This window comes from Moraxella sp. CTOTU47618, from assembly GCF_032017425.1.
In the GTDB taxonomy this organism is placed as follows: Bacteria; Pseudomonadota; Gammaproteobacteria; order Pseudomonadales; family Moraxellaceae; genus Faucicola; species Faucicola tetraodonis.
This window is the reverse complement of the sequence record NZ_DALZPW010000003.1, coordinates 190,457-207,594: the sequence shown is the minus strand read 5'-3', so window position 1 is coordinate 207,594 and position 17,138 is coordinate 190,457. Positions and strand designations below refer to the sequence as shown.

At 45.3% G+C, this 17,138-nt stretch carries 14 protein-coding genes and 1 tRNA gene (1 of these 15 cut by a window edge); 9 read left to right on the top strand and 6 right to left on the bottom strand.

What is annotated here, in order from left to right; genetic code table 11:
* Window positions 1-74 precede the first annotated feature (74 nt).
* From RTS09_RS04540 to potA, 4 genes are read right to left on the bottom strand one after another with little or no spacing between them, the layout of a single operon-like run.
* On the bottom strand, window positions 75-1,217 hold the full coding sequence (locus RTS09_RS04540) for an ABC transporter substrate-binding protein (RefSeq protein WP_312534689.1): 1,143 nt from the start codon (window positions 1,215-1,217) through the stop codon (window positions 75-77).
* Window positions 1,218-1,227: 10 nt separating this feature from the next.
* A complete protein-coding gene (potC, locus tag RTS09_RS04535) occupies window positions 1,228-2,031 on the bottom strand; it encodes a spermidine/putrescine ABC transporter permease PotC (RefSeq protein ID WP_076773925.1) in 804 nt (267 codons plus the stop codon).
* Between the two features lie 10 nt (window positions 2,032-2,041).
* Window positions 2,042-2,911 (bottom strand): spermidine/putrescine ABC transporter permease PotB, encoded by an 870-nt coding sequence (potB, locus tag RTS09_RS04530; protein ID WP_312534732.1) that lies wholly within the window; start codon window positions 2,909-2,911, stop codon window positions 2,042-2,044.
* 55 nt (window positions 2,912-2,966) lie between these two features.
* Window positions 2,967-4,157 (bottom strand): spermidine/putrescine ABC transporter ATP-binding protein PotA, encoded by a 1,191-nt coding sequence (gene potA, locus RTS09_RS04525; protein ID WP_409418371.1) that lies wholly within the window; start codon window positions 4,155-4,157, stop codon window positions 2,967-2,969.
* 358 nt (window positions 4,158-4,515) lie between these two features.
* On the opposite strand from potA, the gene RTS09_RS04520 reads away from it, so the two are divergent.
* From RTS09_RS04520 to gloA, 4 genes are all read left to right on the top strand, one after another.
* The gene (locus RTS09_RS04520; RefSeq protein ID WP_177343746.1) at window positions 4,516-4,908 is read left to right on the top strand and encodes a hypothetical protein; all 393 of its coding nucleotides are present in this window, start codon (window positions 4,516-4,518) and stop codon (window positions 4,906-4,908) included.
* Window positions 4,909-4,986: 78 nt separating this feature from the next.
* Window positions 4,987-6,093, top strand: a complete 1,107-nt coding sequence (locus tag RTS09_RS04515) for an RNA-guided endonuclease InsQ/TnpB family protein (protein ID WP_312534684.1) — start codon at window positions 4,987-4,989, stop codon at window positions 6,091-6,093.
* 189 nt (window positions 6,094-6,282) lie between these two features.
* Window positions 6,283-6,924: a carbonic anhydrase gene (locus tag RTS09_RS04510; protein WP_284035249.1), complete on the top strand. Its 642-nt coding sequence runs from the start codon at window positions 6,283-6,285 to the stop codon at window positions 6,922-6,924.
* Window positions 6,925-7,142: 218 nt separating this feature from the next.
* Window positions 7,143-7,637, top strand: coding sequence for a lactoylglutathione lyase (gene gloA, locus RTS09_RS04505; RefSeq protein WP_065264285.1), 495 nt, complete (start codon window positions 7,143-7,145; stop codon window positions 7,635-7,637).
* A gap of 67 nt (window positions 7,638-7,704) precedes the next feature.
* On the opposite strand, the gene hemF is transcribed toward gloA, so the two are convergent.
* On the bottom strand, window positions 7,705-8,700 hold the full coding sequence (gene hemF, locus RTS09_RS04500) for an oxygen-dependent coproporphyrinogen oxidase (protein WP_312534727.1): 996 nt from the start codon (window positions 8,698-8,700) through the stop codon (window positions 7,705-7,707).
* Window positions 8,701-9,054: 354 nt separating this feature from the next.
* Between hemF and RTS09_RS04495 the strand changes: the two genes are divergently transcribed.
* From RTS09_RS04495 to RTS09_RS04475, 5 genes are all read left to right on the top strand, one after another.
* The gene (locus tag RTS09_RS04495; RefSeq protein WP_065253002.1) at window positions 9,055-9,237 is read left to right on the top strand and encodes a hypothetical protein; all 183 of its coding nucleotides are present in this window, start codon (window positions 9,055-9,057) and stop codon (window positions 9,235-9,237) included.
* A 221-nt stretch (window positions 9,238-9,458) separates the two neighbouring features.
* Window positions 9,459-13,106, top strand: coding sequence for an AAA family ATPase (locus tag RTS09_RS04490; protein ID WP_312534679.1), 3,648 nt, complete (start codon window positions 9,459-9,461; stop codon window positions 13,104-13,106).
* A gap of 158 nt (window positions 13,107-13,264) precedes the next feature.
* Entirely contained in the window at window positions 13,265-14,218 is a 954-nt protein-coding gene (locus RTS09_RS04485) for a cell division protein ZipA C-terminal FtsZ-binding domain-containing protein (protein WP_312534676.1), read from the top strand.
* Window positions 14,219-14,374: 156 nt separating this feature from the next.
* A complete protein-coding gene (gene ligA / locus RTS09_RS04480; protein WP_312534725.1) occupies window positions 14,375-16,396 on the top strand; it encodes an NAD-dependent DNA ligase LigA in 2,022 nt (673 codons plus the stop codon).
* A 203-nt stretch (window positions 16,397-16,599) separates the two neighbouring features.
* A complete protein-coding gene (locus RTS09_RS04475) occupies window positions 16,600-16,878 on the top strand; it encodes a lipoprotein (RefSeq protein WP_007115896.1) in 279 nt (92 codons plus the stop codon).
* Window positions 16,879-17,117: 239 nt separating this feature from the next.
* On the opposite strand, the gene RTS09_RS04470 is transcribed toward RTS09_RS04475, so the two are convergent.
* A tRNA-Lys gene (locus RTS09_RS04470) sits at window positions 17,118-17,138 on the bottom strand; it runs 155 nt beyond the window's last position.

The window sequence follows — 17,138 nt, the reverse complement described above, 5'->3', positions numbered from 1 at the left end:
TTTTAGGGTAAAAAAGCGGACTTAATCATAAGCCCGCTTTTTTTATAATTTTTTAATGACCGCTTATTGAAAAATCACATATCCACTTTGAGCCTATCCCAATACTGCTGATATAGCGCCATTATCTCATCGCCTACGTCTTCACGGAACATCGCGTGTTTTAGCAAATCAGCTGGCGGATACACAATTGGATTGTTGGCAAGCTCAGGTGGCATTTCTTTTTTTGCCGCCTCATTGGGCGAGCCGTAGCCGATTTCTTCGCTAATCATGGCAGCGTATTTGGGTCGCAAGATAAAATCGATAAACTTATGGGCGTTGTCGTTGTTTTTGGCATTTTTGGGGATGACCATGTTATCCATCCACATAATAGCGCCTTCTTTTGGATAGACAAAGTCGAGCTCTGGCATCCCTTGGTCTTGTGCCATGATGACTTCACCATTCCAAGCCAAGCCCAAGTAAGTTTCCCCTTCCATAAATGGCATGCGCGGTGCATCTGAATTAAAGGTGCGCACATTGGGCATCAGCTTGGTGAGTTTTTCATACGCTTGTTTGATGGCTTCAGGGTTTTTGGTACTGCCGTTATAGCCGAGCGTCAATAGACTCATGGTGAATACGTCACGGATGTCATTCATCAGCATCACGCGCCCTTCGTACTCTGGCTTCCATAAGTCATTCCAGCTGCTCAAGCTTGCTTTAGCAATGCGTTTGGTATTGACTGCAATGCCTGATGAGCCCCACAGATAGGGAATACTAAACTTGTTTTCAGGGTCAAAAGGGGCATTGATAAAGGTTTTGCCAAGGTTGCCAAAATTGGTCAATTTGGCATGGTCAAGCGGCTCAAGCATCCCTTCTTTACGCATTTTGTCGACAAAATCCGTTCCTGGAAATGCCACATCATACTCACCACTGCCATTCATCAGTTTGAGCTTGGCATACATGGCTTCGTTAGAATCAAAGGTGCTATAAATAACGTCGATACCTGTCTCTGCGGTAAAATCTTTAAGCACTTGGTCAGAGATATACTCCGTCCAGTTATAGACATTGACAACCTTACCACCTTGACTGGCAGTAGGCGCAGACGCCGCAGTGCTAGTCGCGGTTTCGCTCGTTTTTTGACAACCCGTTAGATTACTTGCCAGTCCCCCCGTTAAAACGGCGCCGCCGACACCCAAGCCATACCCTAAAAAACGTCTTCTATTGAGCATCCGAGATATCATATAAGTCTCCTTAACGTTTTTGGGTCGATGGTAGATTCATCGACTTTTTGGCAAGTAATAATTGCGAGATAATCAGACCCAGTAGCGAGATTGCTAGCAAGATTGTGCCTACGGCGTTGACTTCAGGCTTTACCCCAACACGCACCATCGAATAAATCTGTAATGGTAAAATCTCAAACTCAGGTCCTGTATTGAACGTAGATACCACCACATCATCAAGCGATAAGGTAAAGGCAAGTACCCAGCCCGCCAAAATCGCAGGCAAAATAATCGGTACAAGCACGGTACGAATCATGGTAAATTCATTGGCACCCAAATCACGCGCTGCTTCCAATACGCGGGTGTCGAGGCTAGATAGACGCGCAGTCACCGTAATCACCACAAAGGGCAGACAAAAGGTAATGTGCGCAATTAGCAACGTCACAAAACCCAGCTGTATCCCCACAATCAAAAATAACGCCAATAGCGAAATCGCCAAGACAATCTCAGGCGACATCATCAGCACAAATAGCAAGCTTTGTAGTATCGATTTACCTTTAAAGTCATAACGTTGTAACGCTAACGCCGTCAAACCGCCAATCGCAGTGGAAATCGTCGCAGCCACTACCGCCAATATGACCGAGTTGATGGCAGCTTGTACCATCGCGGCATTACTAAATAACTCGCTGTACCAATGGGTACTAAAACCGCCCCATTGATAGCCGACTTTTGAGGCATTAAACGAGAAGATTACCATCACCGCAATCGGCGAGAACATCAGCAGATATACGATGGTCAAATACAGGCGAGACAGCCATTTTATAGTATTAGACATAGCGTCCCCCTTATGCCACTTCGTTGTAGTCAGTTTTGCCAATGCGTTTGCTACTGGCTCGATACGCGATAATCAGCAATGCCATGGCAAGCGTCAATAGTACGGACGCCGCGGCACCAAATGGCCAGTCACGGGCATCCAAAAACTGCGATTTGATGATATTACCCACCAGCAAGTTGCGTGAACCGCCCAAGATATCCGCCACATAAAACATGCCCATGGCAGGCAACAGCACCAACAATACCCCTGAAATAATCCCTGGTGTAGTCAGCGGCAAAATCACGTACCAAAAGGTTTGTAGCTTGTTAGCGCCCAAATCTTTGGATGCCAAAATATAATCGTCACGCAAATCCACAAATACCGCATACAGGGGTAGTACCATAAACGGAAACAGCAAATACACCAAACCGCCAATCACCGCTTTTTGGGTATATAAAATTTGCAGTGGTTCGTTGATAAGCCCAAGGTTAATCAGCATGGTGCTAAGTAGACCATTGGCCGCCATAATGAGTTTCACCGCATACAGACGCACCAATGAGTTGGTCCAAAACGGAATCACTAGCAATAACATCAACAGTGACTGCCATTTTTTATCGGCTTTACTGACCAGGTAGGCAAATGGATAACCGAGTAGCAAACAGATAATCGTCGTCATCCCTGCCATCGACAGCGAATGCAAAAACACTTTTAAATAAAGCGGATCAATCAATCGAATATAGTTGCCCATGGTGACCGGCAGTGTTAAAAACTTATCTTCATCCCGGGTCAAAAAACTGGCGGCAATCACCAAGATATTGGGAATCAGGGCAAAAATAATCAACCATGCCCAAATCACAAACAGGGTCGCACGCTGAAAGCCGCGCCCGCCTTGTTTTGTCATAACAGCGGCAGGCGCGGTAGCAGCCGAAACACTAGAGGTCGAAGGTGAGGTAGTATTATTCATCTGGCAAAATCCACTCCCAACCATCGACCCAGTCAATACGCACTTCTTGACCCAGTTTATAGTTAAAATTCGGATCGTCTTCGTTAAAGTACTCTGACGTTTTGACGATATTACCGTTTTTTAATCGAATCACAGAATCTAATGTGCTGCCTTTATAAGCACTGTCTACCACGTTGCCTATTAAACCTTCATGACCTTCATGGGTGTAGTACACGCGGATATCTTCAGGACGCAGCAGTAAATTGACACTTTGACCGACTTGCACGTCAAATTTTGGACGGGGCAATTCACGAATCGGATGAAAGCCGTCATTTTGCTCGACCACTTCCACTTTGATGGTGGCTGGATTGACCTCTAGCACGTTACCTTTAAACAAGTTGGTTTCACCAATAAAGCTTGCGGTAAATAAATTGGCAGGCGATTCATAGATACCAATGGGCGTATCAATTTGCTGGAATACGCCGTTTTTCATGACGGCAATCCGGTCAGACATCGACAAGGCTTCTTGTTGGTCGTGGGTCACGAATACAAAAGTAATACCCAGTTCACGCTGCAAGCGTTTGAGTTCTGATTGCATTTGCTCACGTAGTTTGGCATCGAGCGCTGATAGAGGTTCATCAAGTAGCAGCATTTTTGGGCGATTCACCACGGCACGGGCGATGGCGATACGCTGCTGCTGACCTCCCGACAAATCTTGCGGACGACGATTGATGGTATGGTCAAGTTGCACCATTGCCAGCGCTTCACGCACTCGCTGGTCGATTTCGGTTTTGGGCACGCCTTTAAGTTTTAGTCCATAAGCGATATTGTCGTACACATTCATGTGCGGAAACAGGGCATACTGCTGAAATACCGTATTAATCGGACGTTTTTCCGCAGGTAAGCCTGCAATATCAACCCCTTCTAACTGCAAACTACCGGCATTGGGTAGCTCAAATCCGCCAATCAAGCGTAGTAGGGTAGTTTTGCCACAGCCAGAAGGACCCAGCAGCGTCAAAAACTCCCCGTCATAAATATCTAGATTAATATTTTGCAAAATTTGGGTATCGCCATAAGATTTGGATAAATGACGGATTTGTAGTAGTACCGGTTTTTGGTTGGTCGGCTGGGCGCTATCAGGCATAGCTGATGGTGCGTTTAGGGTGGTTTGTGGCGTTGATGCGGACGTTGTTGATGCAGACATAAGCACAATCTCACGGCAAGGCTAAAATAGCGGGCTAAAATGGCATATTTATGCTCGGGTCAAGCAATCAGCATGACAACATAAATACAGAGTTTTTCGATAGTTTCACCTGTGAAAATACAGTTAAAAGTTGCGTTCAGTATAACGGCTAAAATTAAAAAATGTTACTGAAAATTCACCTACTGTTCATAAAATTTTAGTGGCTAATTAGTGACTAATTTTAGTGGCTAATAAGGGGTTGATTTGGCACAAATAAGCAACGTAACTTTTTACCAAAGCCATTAAAATAGCAAGCTTGAACGACTTTTATGTGATGATAATTTAGCCAGTGACCGATTGAATATTGAAGAGACACGCCATGCCTAGCAAAAAAAAGCCTCAAAACCCAGCGACTCAAACAACAGCCACTCAAACAACAACCAGTCAAACAGGTGCAAACAATACGGCTTCTCAAACCACGGCTAAAAAAATACCCGCAAAAAAACCAGACGCTAAAGAAACAACCACCAAAAAAACAACAACGGACACAACAGCCGCGCTGCCCATCGCTATCGCTTTACCCAAATCCTTACAGCATGCTCAGTGTGTGGATTTGACGCGCCATCGCTACCAAGGCAAGCTACTAACCCAAGCAGATAGTATTGCGCTTGGCAAACAGCAGCGTAAGGCGTATCCATTAAAAAACTTGGCTGCCATCAGCCAACGTCCGACTGCCATCGACGCGCTCAGTCTTTATCAGCCATTGCCGTAAAACCACCGACTTTAGGCGGTGGATATAAGGCAACTCATACACTATAACGCTTGCATAAATTTTGCTAAAATAATTTGCATGAAAACACTCAAGCTACGCATACGAGACAAACATACTGATAAACTCAACCGCCTAAGCGGTTCGGTCAATTTCGTATGGAACTACGTCAATGACTTGAGTTACAAGCACCTACAAAAAACTGGCAAATTCCTTTCAGCCTACGACCTAAACGAATACACCAAAGGTAGCGGTGAATTACTGGGGTTACACTCGCAAACCATTCAAGCCATCAACGAAACCCACGCCAAAGCTAGAAAACAATTCAAAAAAGCCAAACTAAACTGGCGAACCAACAACCCAAATTCAAAACGTAAATCATTAGGCTGGCTACCGTTTAAACAATCTGCCATCAAACACATCGCCACACACCACACAGGTAAAAAAGGCTTAAAATCCACCTTACAGCTTAGTTTAGCCAAAGGGCAAAAACTAGTCATTGACCTATGGGACAGCTACAACCTTAGCCTATATCAAATCAACACGCTGGAAATTGTCCAAGACAGCCGTAACCGTTGGTATGCCTGTATCACCGTCAAAGACTACCCCAAGACACAATGCGGAACGGGTAGCGTAGGCATTGACTTAGGACTTAAAGACAGTGCCACTACCTCAAGCGGTGACAAACTCACCATCAAGCAAACGCTCAAATATGCCAAAGATTTAGCCATTGCTCAACGTGCCAAAAACAAACAGCGTGTCAAAGCGATCCATGCCAAAATCAAAAACACACGCCAAGACCTGATACATAAATTCACCACCCAATTAGTCAAAGACAATGCCCTAATCGTGGTCGGTGATATTCAGAGTAATCAATTTAATAGTAAAAAAGGCAAACTCGCCAAATCGGTTTACGATGCAGGCTGGTTTGAACTGAAACGACAACTGACCTACAAATGCGAGAACGCAGGTTGCCGTTTTGAAATCGTGAATGAGAAATACACGACCCAGCGATGTTCGTGTTGCGGTGAAATCACCGCCAATAGTCCGAAAGGTAGAAAATCGCTTGGAATAAGAGAATGGATATGTGCTTCGTGTGGCACATGGCATGATAGAGATATCAATGCCAGTAAGAACATTCTTGCGGTCGGGCTTGACCGTCTTGTAGAAGGAATCCCCTTGCTTTAGCAAGGGGAGGAAGTCAAGAACCAAATAGCCGATGGGCATATTGCTGTGGCAGGCGATGAGGTATTATAGTAGCTATACAACCGTCTTGAAAAAAATTTTGAGTTTTAAAAAGTTTGAATTGATAAAAAATATCGCGTTTTATATCATCACAAAGTTCGTTATTATCATAGGGTGAAAGGAGAAAACCAAATGCCAAACAGTCACTTACCGCGTCCAGAAACTGCCGAGCAAGCGCTCGAGATGCTCAAACAAGGCAACGCACGATTCGTAGAGAATTTGCAAAACCCCCAATCAACCTTGCTAGCGTCTAATGCGCTCACCCATGTGCATGAACCTTTTGCGATTATTTTGGGTTGTTCTGATGCGCGCGTCCCTGCTGAGATTGTCTTTGATCAAGGTTTGGGCGATTTATTCGTCATTCGTGTAGCAGGTAACGTAGTCGCGCCGTCTCAGATTGGCTCGGTTGAGTTCGCCGCTGAAAAATTCGGTACCAAGTTAGTCGTGGTGTTGGGTCATTCACATTGTGGTGCGGTGACGGCTTGTGTGGAGACACTGATCAATCCTGACCAGCAGTTTTCCCCCAATTTACGTTCGATTGTTGACCGGATTCGTCCCAGTGTTTATAACTTGCATGAAATTTATACCGCCAATGGACAAGACATTGACGCGCAAGAGTTGATTAATCGGGGTATTAAAGCCAACGTGCGTATGTCAGTCACCCAGCTCAAACACGGCTCTCGTATTCTTGAAGATGCGGTTAATAATGGTAGCTTAATTATTGTTGGGGCGGTGTATGATTTGGACACGGGTAAAGTGACATTTATTGAGTAGCGAATAGTGAATAGCGAATATTGAATTGAGCAACTTACCTAAGTGCAATGTTATTAGCCATGATGTTATGAGAAATGACGGCTATATTTTTACCCAAAAGTTAATTAAAATTAAACAGTATTGAATTTTTGGCAAACTGTCGTTATTAATGACGTTTAGTCAACGTCTTTTTCTTTTAAGGTTTTTTCTTTTAGAGGCATATTACAATAAGGATCACTATGTCAAACTTGTCCGCTACCAATGGGTTTATCTTTAATCACACCATGCTTAGGGTGAAAGACCCGCAAGTGTCTTTGGCTTTTTATCAAGATGTATTAGGCATGACGCTACTACAAACCAAACGCTATCCACAAGCGGAATTTGATTTGTATTTTTTGGCAAAGCTTACCGATGAACAGGTGGCAAATTTGCCGACCGATACTGCCGCGCTAGCAGCATTTACCTTTAGTCAGCCAGGGGTGCTAGAATTGACCCATAATTATGGCACGGAGTCTGATGCAGAGTTTCACTATCACAGTGGCAACAGCGAACCACAAGGATTTGGGCATATTTGTTTTGCCGTGCCAAATCTGCAAGAAGCGGTTGCTTGGTTTGAGCAACATCAAGTCACCTTCAAAAAACGCCCTGAAGAAGGTACGATGAAAGATATTGCCTTCATCTTGGATCCAGATGGTTACTGGATAGAAATCGTACAACCAAACTTAATGGGTTAATCGCCCATGAAAAAAAGGGCAACTGTGATTGCCCTTTTTTATGGTGTTTTATTAAGATTGCGTTTTGTTAAGCTTTGAGGTTTAGCCAATCTCTGGGTTTTAGATAAAAATCCGTGAGTTCAAATTCAGGCGTTCCTGCGAGAGGCTCATAACGATATTCCCAGCCGGTGAGCGGCGGCAGACTGACCAAAATCGACTCAATGCGACCGTTTGATTGTAGGCCAAACAAAGTACCGCGGTCATACACCAGATTGTATTCGACATAGCGACCGCGACGGTACAACTGAAAATTACGCTGCGGCTCGGTATAGCGCGTGTGTTTGCGTTTCTCAAAAATCGGGATAATACCTTTAAGGTAGCCATTGCCTACCGCCTGCATAAACGCAAAGCACTTATCAAAATCCCAGCCCATGCTAAGCGTGTTCAAATCATCATAAAACAAGCCGCCAATGCCGCGTTGTTCGTTACGATGCTTTAAATAAAAATACTCATCGCACCAAGTCTTAAACTTGGGATAAACGTCACTCCCAAACGGCGCGCACAAATCATGACACACTTGGTGCCAATGCACACAGTCTTCCATCACGGGATAAAACGGTGTCAAATCAAAGCCACCACCAAACCACCAAATCGGCTCGTAGCCTTCTTTTTCCGCGATAAACATGCGCACGTTGGCATGACTGGTTGGCACGTTGGGATTGGTCGGATGAATCACCAGCGAGACACCGAGTGCTTGCGCTTGGCGACCGGCAAGTTCAGGGTGGCGAGCGGTGGCAGTGGCTGGCAGATGGTTGATAACAATGTGGCTAAACATCACCCCGCCTTTTTCGATCACTTTGCCGCCTTGAAGTACATTGGAGCGACCACCGCCCAAATTTTGATGAGTGCCTTGCTCAGTGGGTCTCTCCCAAACATCAGCGACAAATTTGGCATTGCTGGCACCTTCAGCATATAAATTAAACCCGCCAGTGGCTTCTTGGTGTTCTAGCGCTTGGCAAATACGGTCTTGTAAATCAAGTAAATAAGCGCGAACGGCTTGAACATTGGGTGAGGAGAGCAGCATAGACATAGCAATAGTTCTTTTAAAAATTTTTAGCGATTAAATTTTAATGGTTGATTTTTAATAATCATTGTAACACATAATCGCATGGGTAAAATTTAGTGTATTGGGCGTATTGACTGGTGATACGCATAAATATTTACACAAAACCCTTAAAAAAATCGTCACAGCCGCTATCCAAACGGTCAGAAAACTCATAAAATGCCATGACGTCTTGATAAAATTAAGTTGAGATTTTATAAACTGATTAGCCCAGTGATACTGATTGATTTAGTGATATAGTTATTGGGATCATATAGTTATCGGACTATCAAGTTATCAGATGGATGATTACATTAACCATTTTTGGAGAAAACTATGAATAAATTATTAATCGCATTAGTGACGGTCGTCAGCCTTGTGGGTTGTGGTAAAAAAGAAGAAGCCAAAACTGAAACCACTACCACGACGACAACGACCACCACAACCGCTTCTGTACCTGCCAATACCGCGACTGCAACGGCAAATACCGCGACTGCTACTGCGTCACCGGCAAAATAATAGTGGCGAAAACATGATTGATAAAACCGCTAATCCACTTAGCGGTTTTTTTTTATGCTTTTTTTTATGCTATGGCAGATTTATCAGCTTAAGGGTTTAGTAAGTTTAGCCTGATTTCTGTGTACCAATTCAGCATAGATCAAGTCAGCATAGATTTAATGAATAATCGCTAAAATTTTGCTAAAATAAGCGCCTTTTTTTGATACCTACACTCTAGCAACATGCGGTTAAAACAGCTCAAACTGGCAGGCTTTAAATCCTTTGCCAATCCTACAACGTTTCATTTCCCCAAAACCATCACCGCGATTGTCGGACCCAACGGCTGCGGCAAATCCAATGTGATTGATGCCATCCGCTGGGTGTTGGGCGAATCCTCCGCCAAGCAGCTTCGCGGCGGCGCGATGAGTGATGTCATTTTTGCCGGCACGCAAGATAAGTCCGCCAAAAGCTTGGCAAGCGTGGAATTGGTGTTTGAACATACCCGCGGCGAAGATGGTAGCAGCGGCATCCACCACGCGCTTAATCTGTATCAAGAATTATCGGTACGCCGGCAAATCAATAAAGAAGGCAAATCCGATTACTTTATCAATGGCACCAAAGTGCGTCGCCGCGATGTGGTTGATATTTTTTTGGGCACAGGTCTTGGCGCGCGCTCGTATGCGGTGATTGAGCAAGGTATGATAGGGCGCATCATTGATGCCAATGCGTTGCAGCTACGAGAGTTTATCGAAGAGGCGTCGGGTGTGTCGCGCTACCAAAGCCGGCGTGATGACACCCAAAAACAGCTCGATACCGCAAGCGATAATTTAGCGCGGCTACAGGATATGGTCAGCGAACTGACCAGCCAACAAAAACGCCTAGAAAAACAAGCCAAAACGGCACAACAAGCGCAGCAATGGCAACAAGCGCAGCAGGCGATCAGTGAACAGCTACTCATTGATGACTATGGGAGGGCATTGCAAAAACAGCAAACACTCGCGGCAGATTTTAAGGCGATGCGTGAACGCGTGGATGCCCAGCAAGTATTCATTGAAGGATTAATCGAGCAGCAGCAACTTGCCCAGCAAGCTCTGACTGAGCAACAGCAGACTCTACAAACCCAGCAAAATCTTGCTAAGGATTATTGGCAGCAGCAGCATGAAACGCAAAGTCTACTGAAACAAGCTGAACAAGCCCTTGCCAATGACCAACAACGCCTAAATGTCCTCAATGTTGAGCTGGAGCGTTTTGCAGCGTATCAACAAGAGTTGCAAGCACAAAAACAGCAAGCGCAAACGCGTATTGAAGGCTTACCTGCAAAGCTTGAACAGCTCACCGCACAGTTGCGCCAATTGCGTGATGAACAAGATGATTGCAAACAGCAGCGTGAGCAAATTGCGAAAAATTTAGTGGCGTTAAATAAGCAAAAGCAAGACGTAGAAAAAAATCTTGCCGTCAGTGAAAATGCCCTCAAACACCATGCCAGCCAACAACAGCGCCAACAACAACGCCAAAGCGAACATGACAAAGCCGTATTGGCATGGCAGACTGCTAAGGCCACATTTGACCAGCAATTTGCAGCGTTTGAGAATAACGAACTAGACACGCAAATGACCAGACTCAGTGATGAGATTGAACGTCTTGAAGCCAATATTATCGCCCGTCAAGAGTCTATCGCTGACCAAGCCGATGAAGTTGACAGCTTAACCCGTCAGCATCGCCAAGCTGAGCAGCAGTACCAAGCGTGGCAAACCGAGCACGCGACACTACAAAATTTGCTAGCACAACAAGAAACTGCCCTTGCCCAAGTTATCCACCAGTCACCCAATCAAGAAAATAATAGCAGTTTGCCAAAACTTATCAGTCAACTGCAATTGACCGAAACAGGTAAGGGATATGCCAATATTTTTGATACCCTAGTTACGGTATTTGCCAAATGGTCTATCGCGGCTGACCAAGATTTTGCCCAAATCATCCAAGACCATGCGCTGTTTATTGATAATAAACCAACTTTACATCACCCATCGAAAAATAACCCAGCGAACAGTCATCTAATAGAAGGTTGTTTGCCACTGTCTGCTTTGATTGCGGCGCCCAATCTGGCTATTTTTCAGCAGGTTTGGATCAGTGCGACGCCACTTGACTGGGCAGATGTGCAGGATAAAGGGCTGCTCGATAACTTACCAACGGGCGATTGGTTGCTGGTGCAGACATCAGCGCAACAGCTGATACTCTGTAATCAGCAGCTGCTGATTAACCTAAGCCATTTGTTGCAAGCTGAGGGTCAGCAGGTTATCAGTTTTAGCCAGCAGTTGATGAATGAAGCCCGTATTGAAGAGCTTGATGAACACTTAGCGCAGCAACAACCGCAACTGCAGCGTCTAGCCAATCGCTTGCAACAAGCGAAGGTTAGTCTGCAAGAATGGCAAGCGCAAGACCGAACCGCGCGTAATCAACTGCTAAGCCTAACCCAGCAACAACAGCAATGCCAGCAACGAAAACTACAACAGCAGTATCACTATCAATCCGCACTCGATAAACTTACGCAAGATAAAAAACGCCTCGACAGTGACAGCGAGCGTCTACAACAAGAGGGGCTAGGTTTTGCGGACAAATTGCAGCAAGAGCAACAGCGGGTTTATGAGCTAAGCAACACGCTTTCGCATTTACAACCGCAATTACAGCAACAAATCAGCGAACGCCAGTTACTCGATGAACGCTTAAACCAGTTTGCCAGTCAACAGCGCGAGCTAGAACAACAACAAAATCGCATCACCCAAACACTGGCAACCGGACAATTGCAAATCACCGCAAGTGAGCAGCAACTTGCCAAAGCTTGCCAAGACCAAGCAAGATTCACCAGTGAGCAGCAGCTGCTGAGTCATAAAATTAGCGAGCACAAGGCACGCTTGCCACAGCTACAACAGCAACTCACGGTGGACTCGACGCAACTGCAAACCGTCAATGACAGCGTTACGCAATTGACAATCACCTTGCAAACCATGGAAACCGAGCTACATCAAGCGCAATTGGGTGTGCAAGAGTCTCAGCAGCAGTTGAGCCAACTACAACAGCAATACCACACCACCGACACCGCATGGGCACTAGCCAAGCAAAACGTGGCATTGATTGGTGAGCAATTGACTAGTCGCAAAATCGCCGTGCCAAAAACCGACAATATTGAGTTAATGGGTAGCAGCAAACGCGAGCAACTACAACGACAACTCGATCAGTTAGCATCACAGGTGGTTAATCTTGGGGCAGTCAATCATGCCGCAGTAGCTGAGCTCAGTGAAGTGAACAGCCGATTGGCGCCCCTTGCTGAGCAAATCTCGGATTTGACCGCAAGCATTGACAAATTGCAACTTGCTATCCAGCAGATTGACAGTCAGACCAAACAGCTTTTTATGGATATGTTGACCCAAGTCAATATCGAACTTAACAAGCTATTTACCCAAGTGTTCGGCGGCGGGCAAGCGCAGCTGGTGTTATCAGACCATACCAATGTCAAAGATGGCAGCGGTAAAGGCTGGCAGTCAGGGCTAGAGCTGATGGCGCAGCCGAAAGGCAAAAAGAACAGCCGGCTAGCGCTGTTATCGGGAGGGGAGAAGACCTTAACGGCGCTAAGTTTAATCTTTGCGATTTTTAAACAGCAGCCCGCGCCATTTTGTGTGCTCGATGAAGTCGATGCGCCGCTCGATGATGCCAATGTCGCGCGCTTTACCCGCTTAATTGAGCAGCTTGCCAAAGACGTACAGTTTGTTTTTATCAGTCATAACAAACTTGCCATGCAAATTGCCGATGAGCTCAAAGGTGTGACCATGCCAACGGCGGGCGTGTCCAAGTTGGTCAGTGTCGATATGACTGAGGTGGAAGCTTATTTGGCATAAGCGATTTTCACCTGTCAAATACGCAAAAAGTCAAGCCTTGTCACGGTTTTTTCTAGCTGATTTTATGAAGTCATGATAGTATAACGGCAAAAATACCGATGTAAAAATTTTTACACTACAAACAGGGTCGTTATCGTCTTTCTCAAAGGTCGTTGTTTATGTCTATCACTCAGCTTATTCTTATCATTCTTGCGGTTGTTGCTATCGTTTGGGGTATTTACACGCTACTAAAATCCATTCGTCAAAAAAACCAAGATGTATTAGCGACTGACGCGATTGAACATGACAAAGATGGTCTACCTATTATTCCACGCCATCAGCGTCCTGAGCCCCAAGAAAGCCAGTTATTTAAAGCGGAAATCACACCTGACAATCCTAAAGGCGAAGTAAAGCTAAGCGCGGACGATACCGAGTTACACCTAGACAACTATCCAGCCAATGGCGGTTTTGCCAATGCCAATGCCAATGCTACTAAATCTGCCAACGACAAATTATTGGCAGAAACCCATACATTTGTGGAAAACGAAAACGACGCTTTTAGCATGCTTGCTAATGCCACAGAGACTATCACCCCGGTTGTGCATACTTTCGATGAAAATCAGCTAAAAAAAGACAGCTTTACCGATAACAGCCCAATTTTAGACACCCATATCCAAGCGCAAATTGACGAAGAACAAAACAGCCCACTCAACAACGCCATTCAAAATATCAACATCAGTATTTTTCCTAATCAGCAGTTTGTCGACATTAAAGGCGATTATTTGTTAGAGCTGATTGACAAGTATGGCTTGAAGTTTGGTGCGATGAATATGTTCCATCGCTACGAAAACAAAGACGGGACAGGCTTATTGTGGTTTAGTCTGATGATGATTGATAATGAAGGTATTTCACCTTTCGATCTCAATCGACTACCGACGCAAACCATGAAAGGCTTGGTATTATTTTTATCACTACCACACCCACGCCCTGTTCAAGGCTTTGATAGCATGATGAGTATCGCAGGATTGCTTGCCAATGACTTAAATGCCACGGTATATGACGACACAGGCGAGCCAATTAACAAAGAAAACACCCAAGCCATGCGCGAGCTTGCCATTAATTTTGGTCGATAGATTTTATTAAAATGAAAACAAGGTACTCCTCGTGAGTGCCTTTTTTTATGGTTAAAAGTTTTATTGTTTTGACTGACCTGTTGACGGAAAAAATTGACCAAGTAAGCCCTCACTTTGTTGTAAAATATCCGTTATCTTTTTTAAATCATCATGATTATGAACACAGCCGCCATTACTGCGCAAATGCGCAAACTCATTGCACAGCTAAAACAACATAACCACGCTTACTACGTCCTAGATAATCCGCTGTTAGAAGATAGCGAATACGACCAACTTCGCCAAGAACTGGTGGCATTAGAAACCGCCCATCCTGAATTGGTACAAAGCGACAGCCCTACCAACCAAGTAGGCGACAAGCCGTTGCCATCTTTTACCCAAGTCACCCACCAAATACCCATGCTGTCACTGGGTAATTTATTTACCTTTGACGATTTACAGAACTTTATGCGACGGGTCAATGACCGTTTGGCAGTCAATCAGCAAAACCCCGAATATGAAGTCGAGCTCAAACTTGACGGGCTTGCGGTTTCACTGTTGTACCAAAACGGGCAATTTATCCAAGCGGTCACGCGCGGCGATGGTCAAACGGGCGAAGATATTACCCAAAACGTGCGTACTATTCGAAATCTACCCCTGCAGCTGGCGATTGATATACCACGGCTAGAAGTGCGCGGCGAAGTACTCATGCCCAAAGCAGGGTTTGCCAAGCTCAATCGTGATGCACAGGCGAAAGGGGAGAAAACCTTTGCCAATCCGCGTAATGCCGCTGCGGGAAGTTTGCGCCAACTTGACCCAAATATCGCCAAAAGTCGTCCACTGGCGTTTTATGCCTATTCCGTCAATCAAGGCTTACCCGCTGAGATTACCACCCAATCCGATGCGCTTTTTTGGCTAAAAGCGTTGGGGTTTAGCATTAGCGATATCAAAATCGTGCAAACAGCCGCGCAGCTGCAAGCGTATTATCAAGCGGTGATTGAAAAACGCAGTCGCTTACCCTTTGAAATTGATGGCACGGTGATTAAGGTCAATAGTTTAGCCTTACAAGAGCAACTAGGCACTTTAAGCCGTGAACCACGCTGGGCAACCGCCTATAAATTCCCTGCCGAAACTGTGATGACGCGTCTAAATGCGATTGAGTGGCAAGTTGGGCGCACAGGTCAGTTGACGCCTGTGGGCAAACTTGAACCTGTCAATGTCGGTGGCGTCACTGTGAGCAATGTGACCCTGCATAATATCGGTGAAATTCAGCGTTTAGACATTCGAGCAGGGGACATGGTCAGCGTACACCGTGCCGGTGATGTCATTCCCAAAGTTACGCGCGTTTGGACGGACGAGCGCCCTGCCAATGCCCAAGTGGTGAGCCTGCCGACGCATTGCCCGGTGTGTGATTCACCCGTTATCATGCCAGAAGGTGAAGCGCTGGCACGATGCACCGGCGGACTATTTTGCCCAGCCCAGCAACAAGAAGCGCTGATTCACTTTGTCAGTCGTAAAGCGATGGATATCGACGGGCTTGGTGAGCGCTGGTTGATTAACTTTTTTGAGCAAGGTATTGTTAAAAATGTCGCAGATATTTATGCGCTTAACAATCACCGCGATGCGCTCATCAACCTTGAAAAATTAGGGGAAAAATCTGTCGAAAATATGCTAGCCGCCATTGAAAAAAGTAAAGATACGACCTTACCGCGGTTTATCTTTGCCTTGGGTATTGGTGGCGTAGGCGAGAGCACGGCGATGAATTTAGCCATGCAATTTGGCGACTTGCAGCCGCTCATGGCAGCGAGTATTGAAGCGTTACAAAAAACCCCCGATGTCGGTGAAAAAACCGCAGACTCGATTTTTGAGTTTTTTCGTGCCGAGCACAATATCGAAGTCATTAATCGACTATTACAAGCGGGTATTCATTGGCAGCCTGTCAGCCAAGTGCCTGAAGGTAATCAGCCGCTTAAAGGTCAAAGTTGGGTCATTACAGGCACCCTTGAAAGCATGGGACGTGACGAAGCCAAAGCCAAACTGCAAGCATTAGGGGCAAAAGTCTCAGGCAGCGTTTCTGCCAAGACCACCGCACTGCTCGCAGGCGAAAAAGCCGGCAGTAAACTTGCCAATGCTGAAAAACTGGGGGTGAAAGTGGTGACTGAAGCGCAATTCACCGATTTATTGAACACGTATCATGCCTAATATATGTGCGGTATTGTAGAAAAAGTTAACGCAACCTTGAGTAAGCTATTTGTTGCCCAAATTATAGCAAGGTTACTTACAAAACACGTATAAATCAGTCTTTATTCATAACAATAGGGTAAAAAATTTACGCTAATATAACTTCCGTAAGTTGCTAAAAGCACCTGACATTTTTGCAAATGGAAACCCTACTGGAGAAAAGTATGAAATCACTTAAAACACTTGCGGTACTTGCGACACTTGTTGGTTCAACAGCATTGACAGCGTGTGCAACCACTGATGCCTATGGCAACCGCGTCACTACCCAAGGCTCTTCTCGCGCGGCGACGCAAGGCGCGGTAGCGGGTGCAGCATTAGGTGCACTGGCAAAATCAGATGGCAACCGTAACGACATCGGTAAAGCTGCGGCAATCGGTGCAGCAGCGGGCGGGGCAACAGGCTATGTATTAAGTACATCACCTAACTACCCATACCAAAAATAAGCTATACTAAAAGTCATAGCCTATCTCGACAGCATCCGACAGCGATGCTGTCAAAAGCCAACCCTTTAATGGTTTGGCTTTTTTCTTTGCTAAACGTTAGGTAAGCTATTTGATACAATCAAAGATAAGTTCAACTAGGTGATTTTTATTTTTCTAACCTAAACTGCTAGCCTAAATCATAGCGTTACAAAATCAAGGGTATAAAAAAGCCCTTATCAATTCGATAAGGGCTTTGGATATGGTGGATCGTCCGCGACTCG

Coding starts and splice junctions, on each gene's coding strand:
- RTS09_RS04540 (WP_312534689.1), bottom strand. CDS start 1,217: ATGATATCTCGGATGCTCAATAGAAGACGTTTTTTAGGGTATGGCTTG.
- potC (WP_076773925.1), bottom strand. CDS start 2,031: ATGTCTAATACTATAAAATGGCTGTCTCGCCTGTATTTGACCATCGTA.
- potB (WP_312534732.1), bottom strand. CDS start 2,911: ATGACAAAACAAGGCGGGCGCGGCTTTCAGCGTGCGACCCTGTTTGTG.
- potA (WP_409418371.1), bottom strand. CDS start 4,157: ATGTCTGCATCAACAACGTCCGCATCAACGCCACAAACCACCCTAAAC.
- RTS09_RS04520 (WP_177343746.1), top strand. CDS start 4,516: ATGCCTAGCAAAAAAAAGCCTCAAAACCCAGCGACTCAAACAACAGCC.
- RTS09_RS04515 (WP_312534684.1), top strand. CDS start 4,987: ATGAAAACACTCAAGCTACGCATACGAGACAAACATACTGATAAACTC.
- RTS09_RS04510 (WP_284035249.1), top strand. CDS start 6,283: ATGCCAAACAGTCACTTACCGCGTCCAGAAACTGCCGAGCAAGCGCTC.
- gloA (WP_065264285.1), top strand. CDS start 7,143: ATGTCAAACTTGTCCGCTACCAATGGGTTTATCTTTAATCACACCATG.
- hemF (WP_312534727.1), bottom strand. CDS start 8,700: ATGCTGCTCTCCTCACCCAATGTTCAAGCCGTTCGCGCTTATTTACTT.
- RTS09_RS04495 (WP_065253002.1), top strand. CDS start 9,055: ATGAATAAATTATTAATCGCATTAGTGACGGTCGTCAGCCTTGTGGGT.
- RTS09_RS04490 (WP_312534679.1), top strand. CDS start 9,459: ATGCGGTTAAAACAGCTCAAACTGGCAGGCTTTAAATCCTTTGCCAAT.
- RTS09_RS04485 (WP_312534676.1), top strand. CDS start 13,265: ATGTCTATCACTCAGCTTATTCTTATCATTCTTGCGGTTGTTGCTATC.
- ligA (WP_312534725.1), top strand. CDS start 14,375: ATGAACACAGCCGCCATTACTGCGCAAATGCGCAAACTCATTGCACAG.
- RTS09_RS04475 (WP_007115896.1), top strand. CDS start 16,600: ATGAAATCACTTAAAACACTTGCGGTACTTGCGACACTTGTTGGTTCA.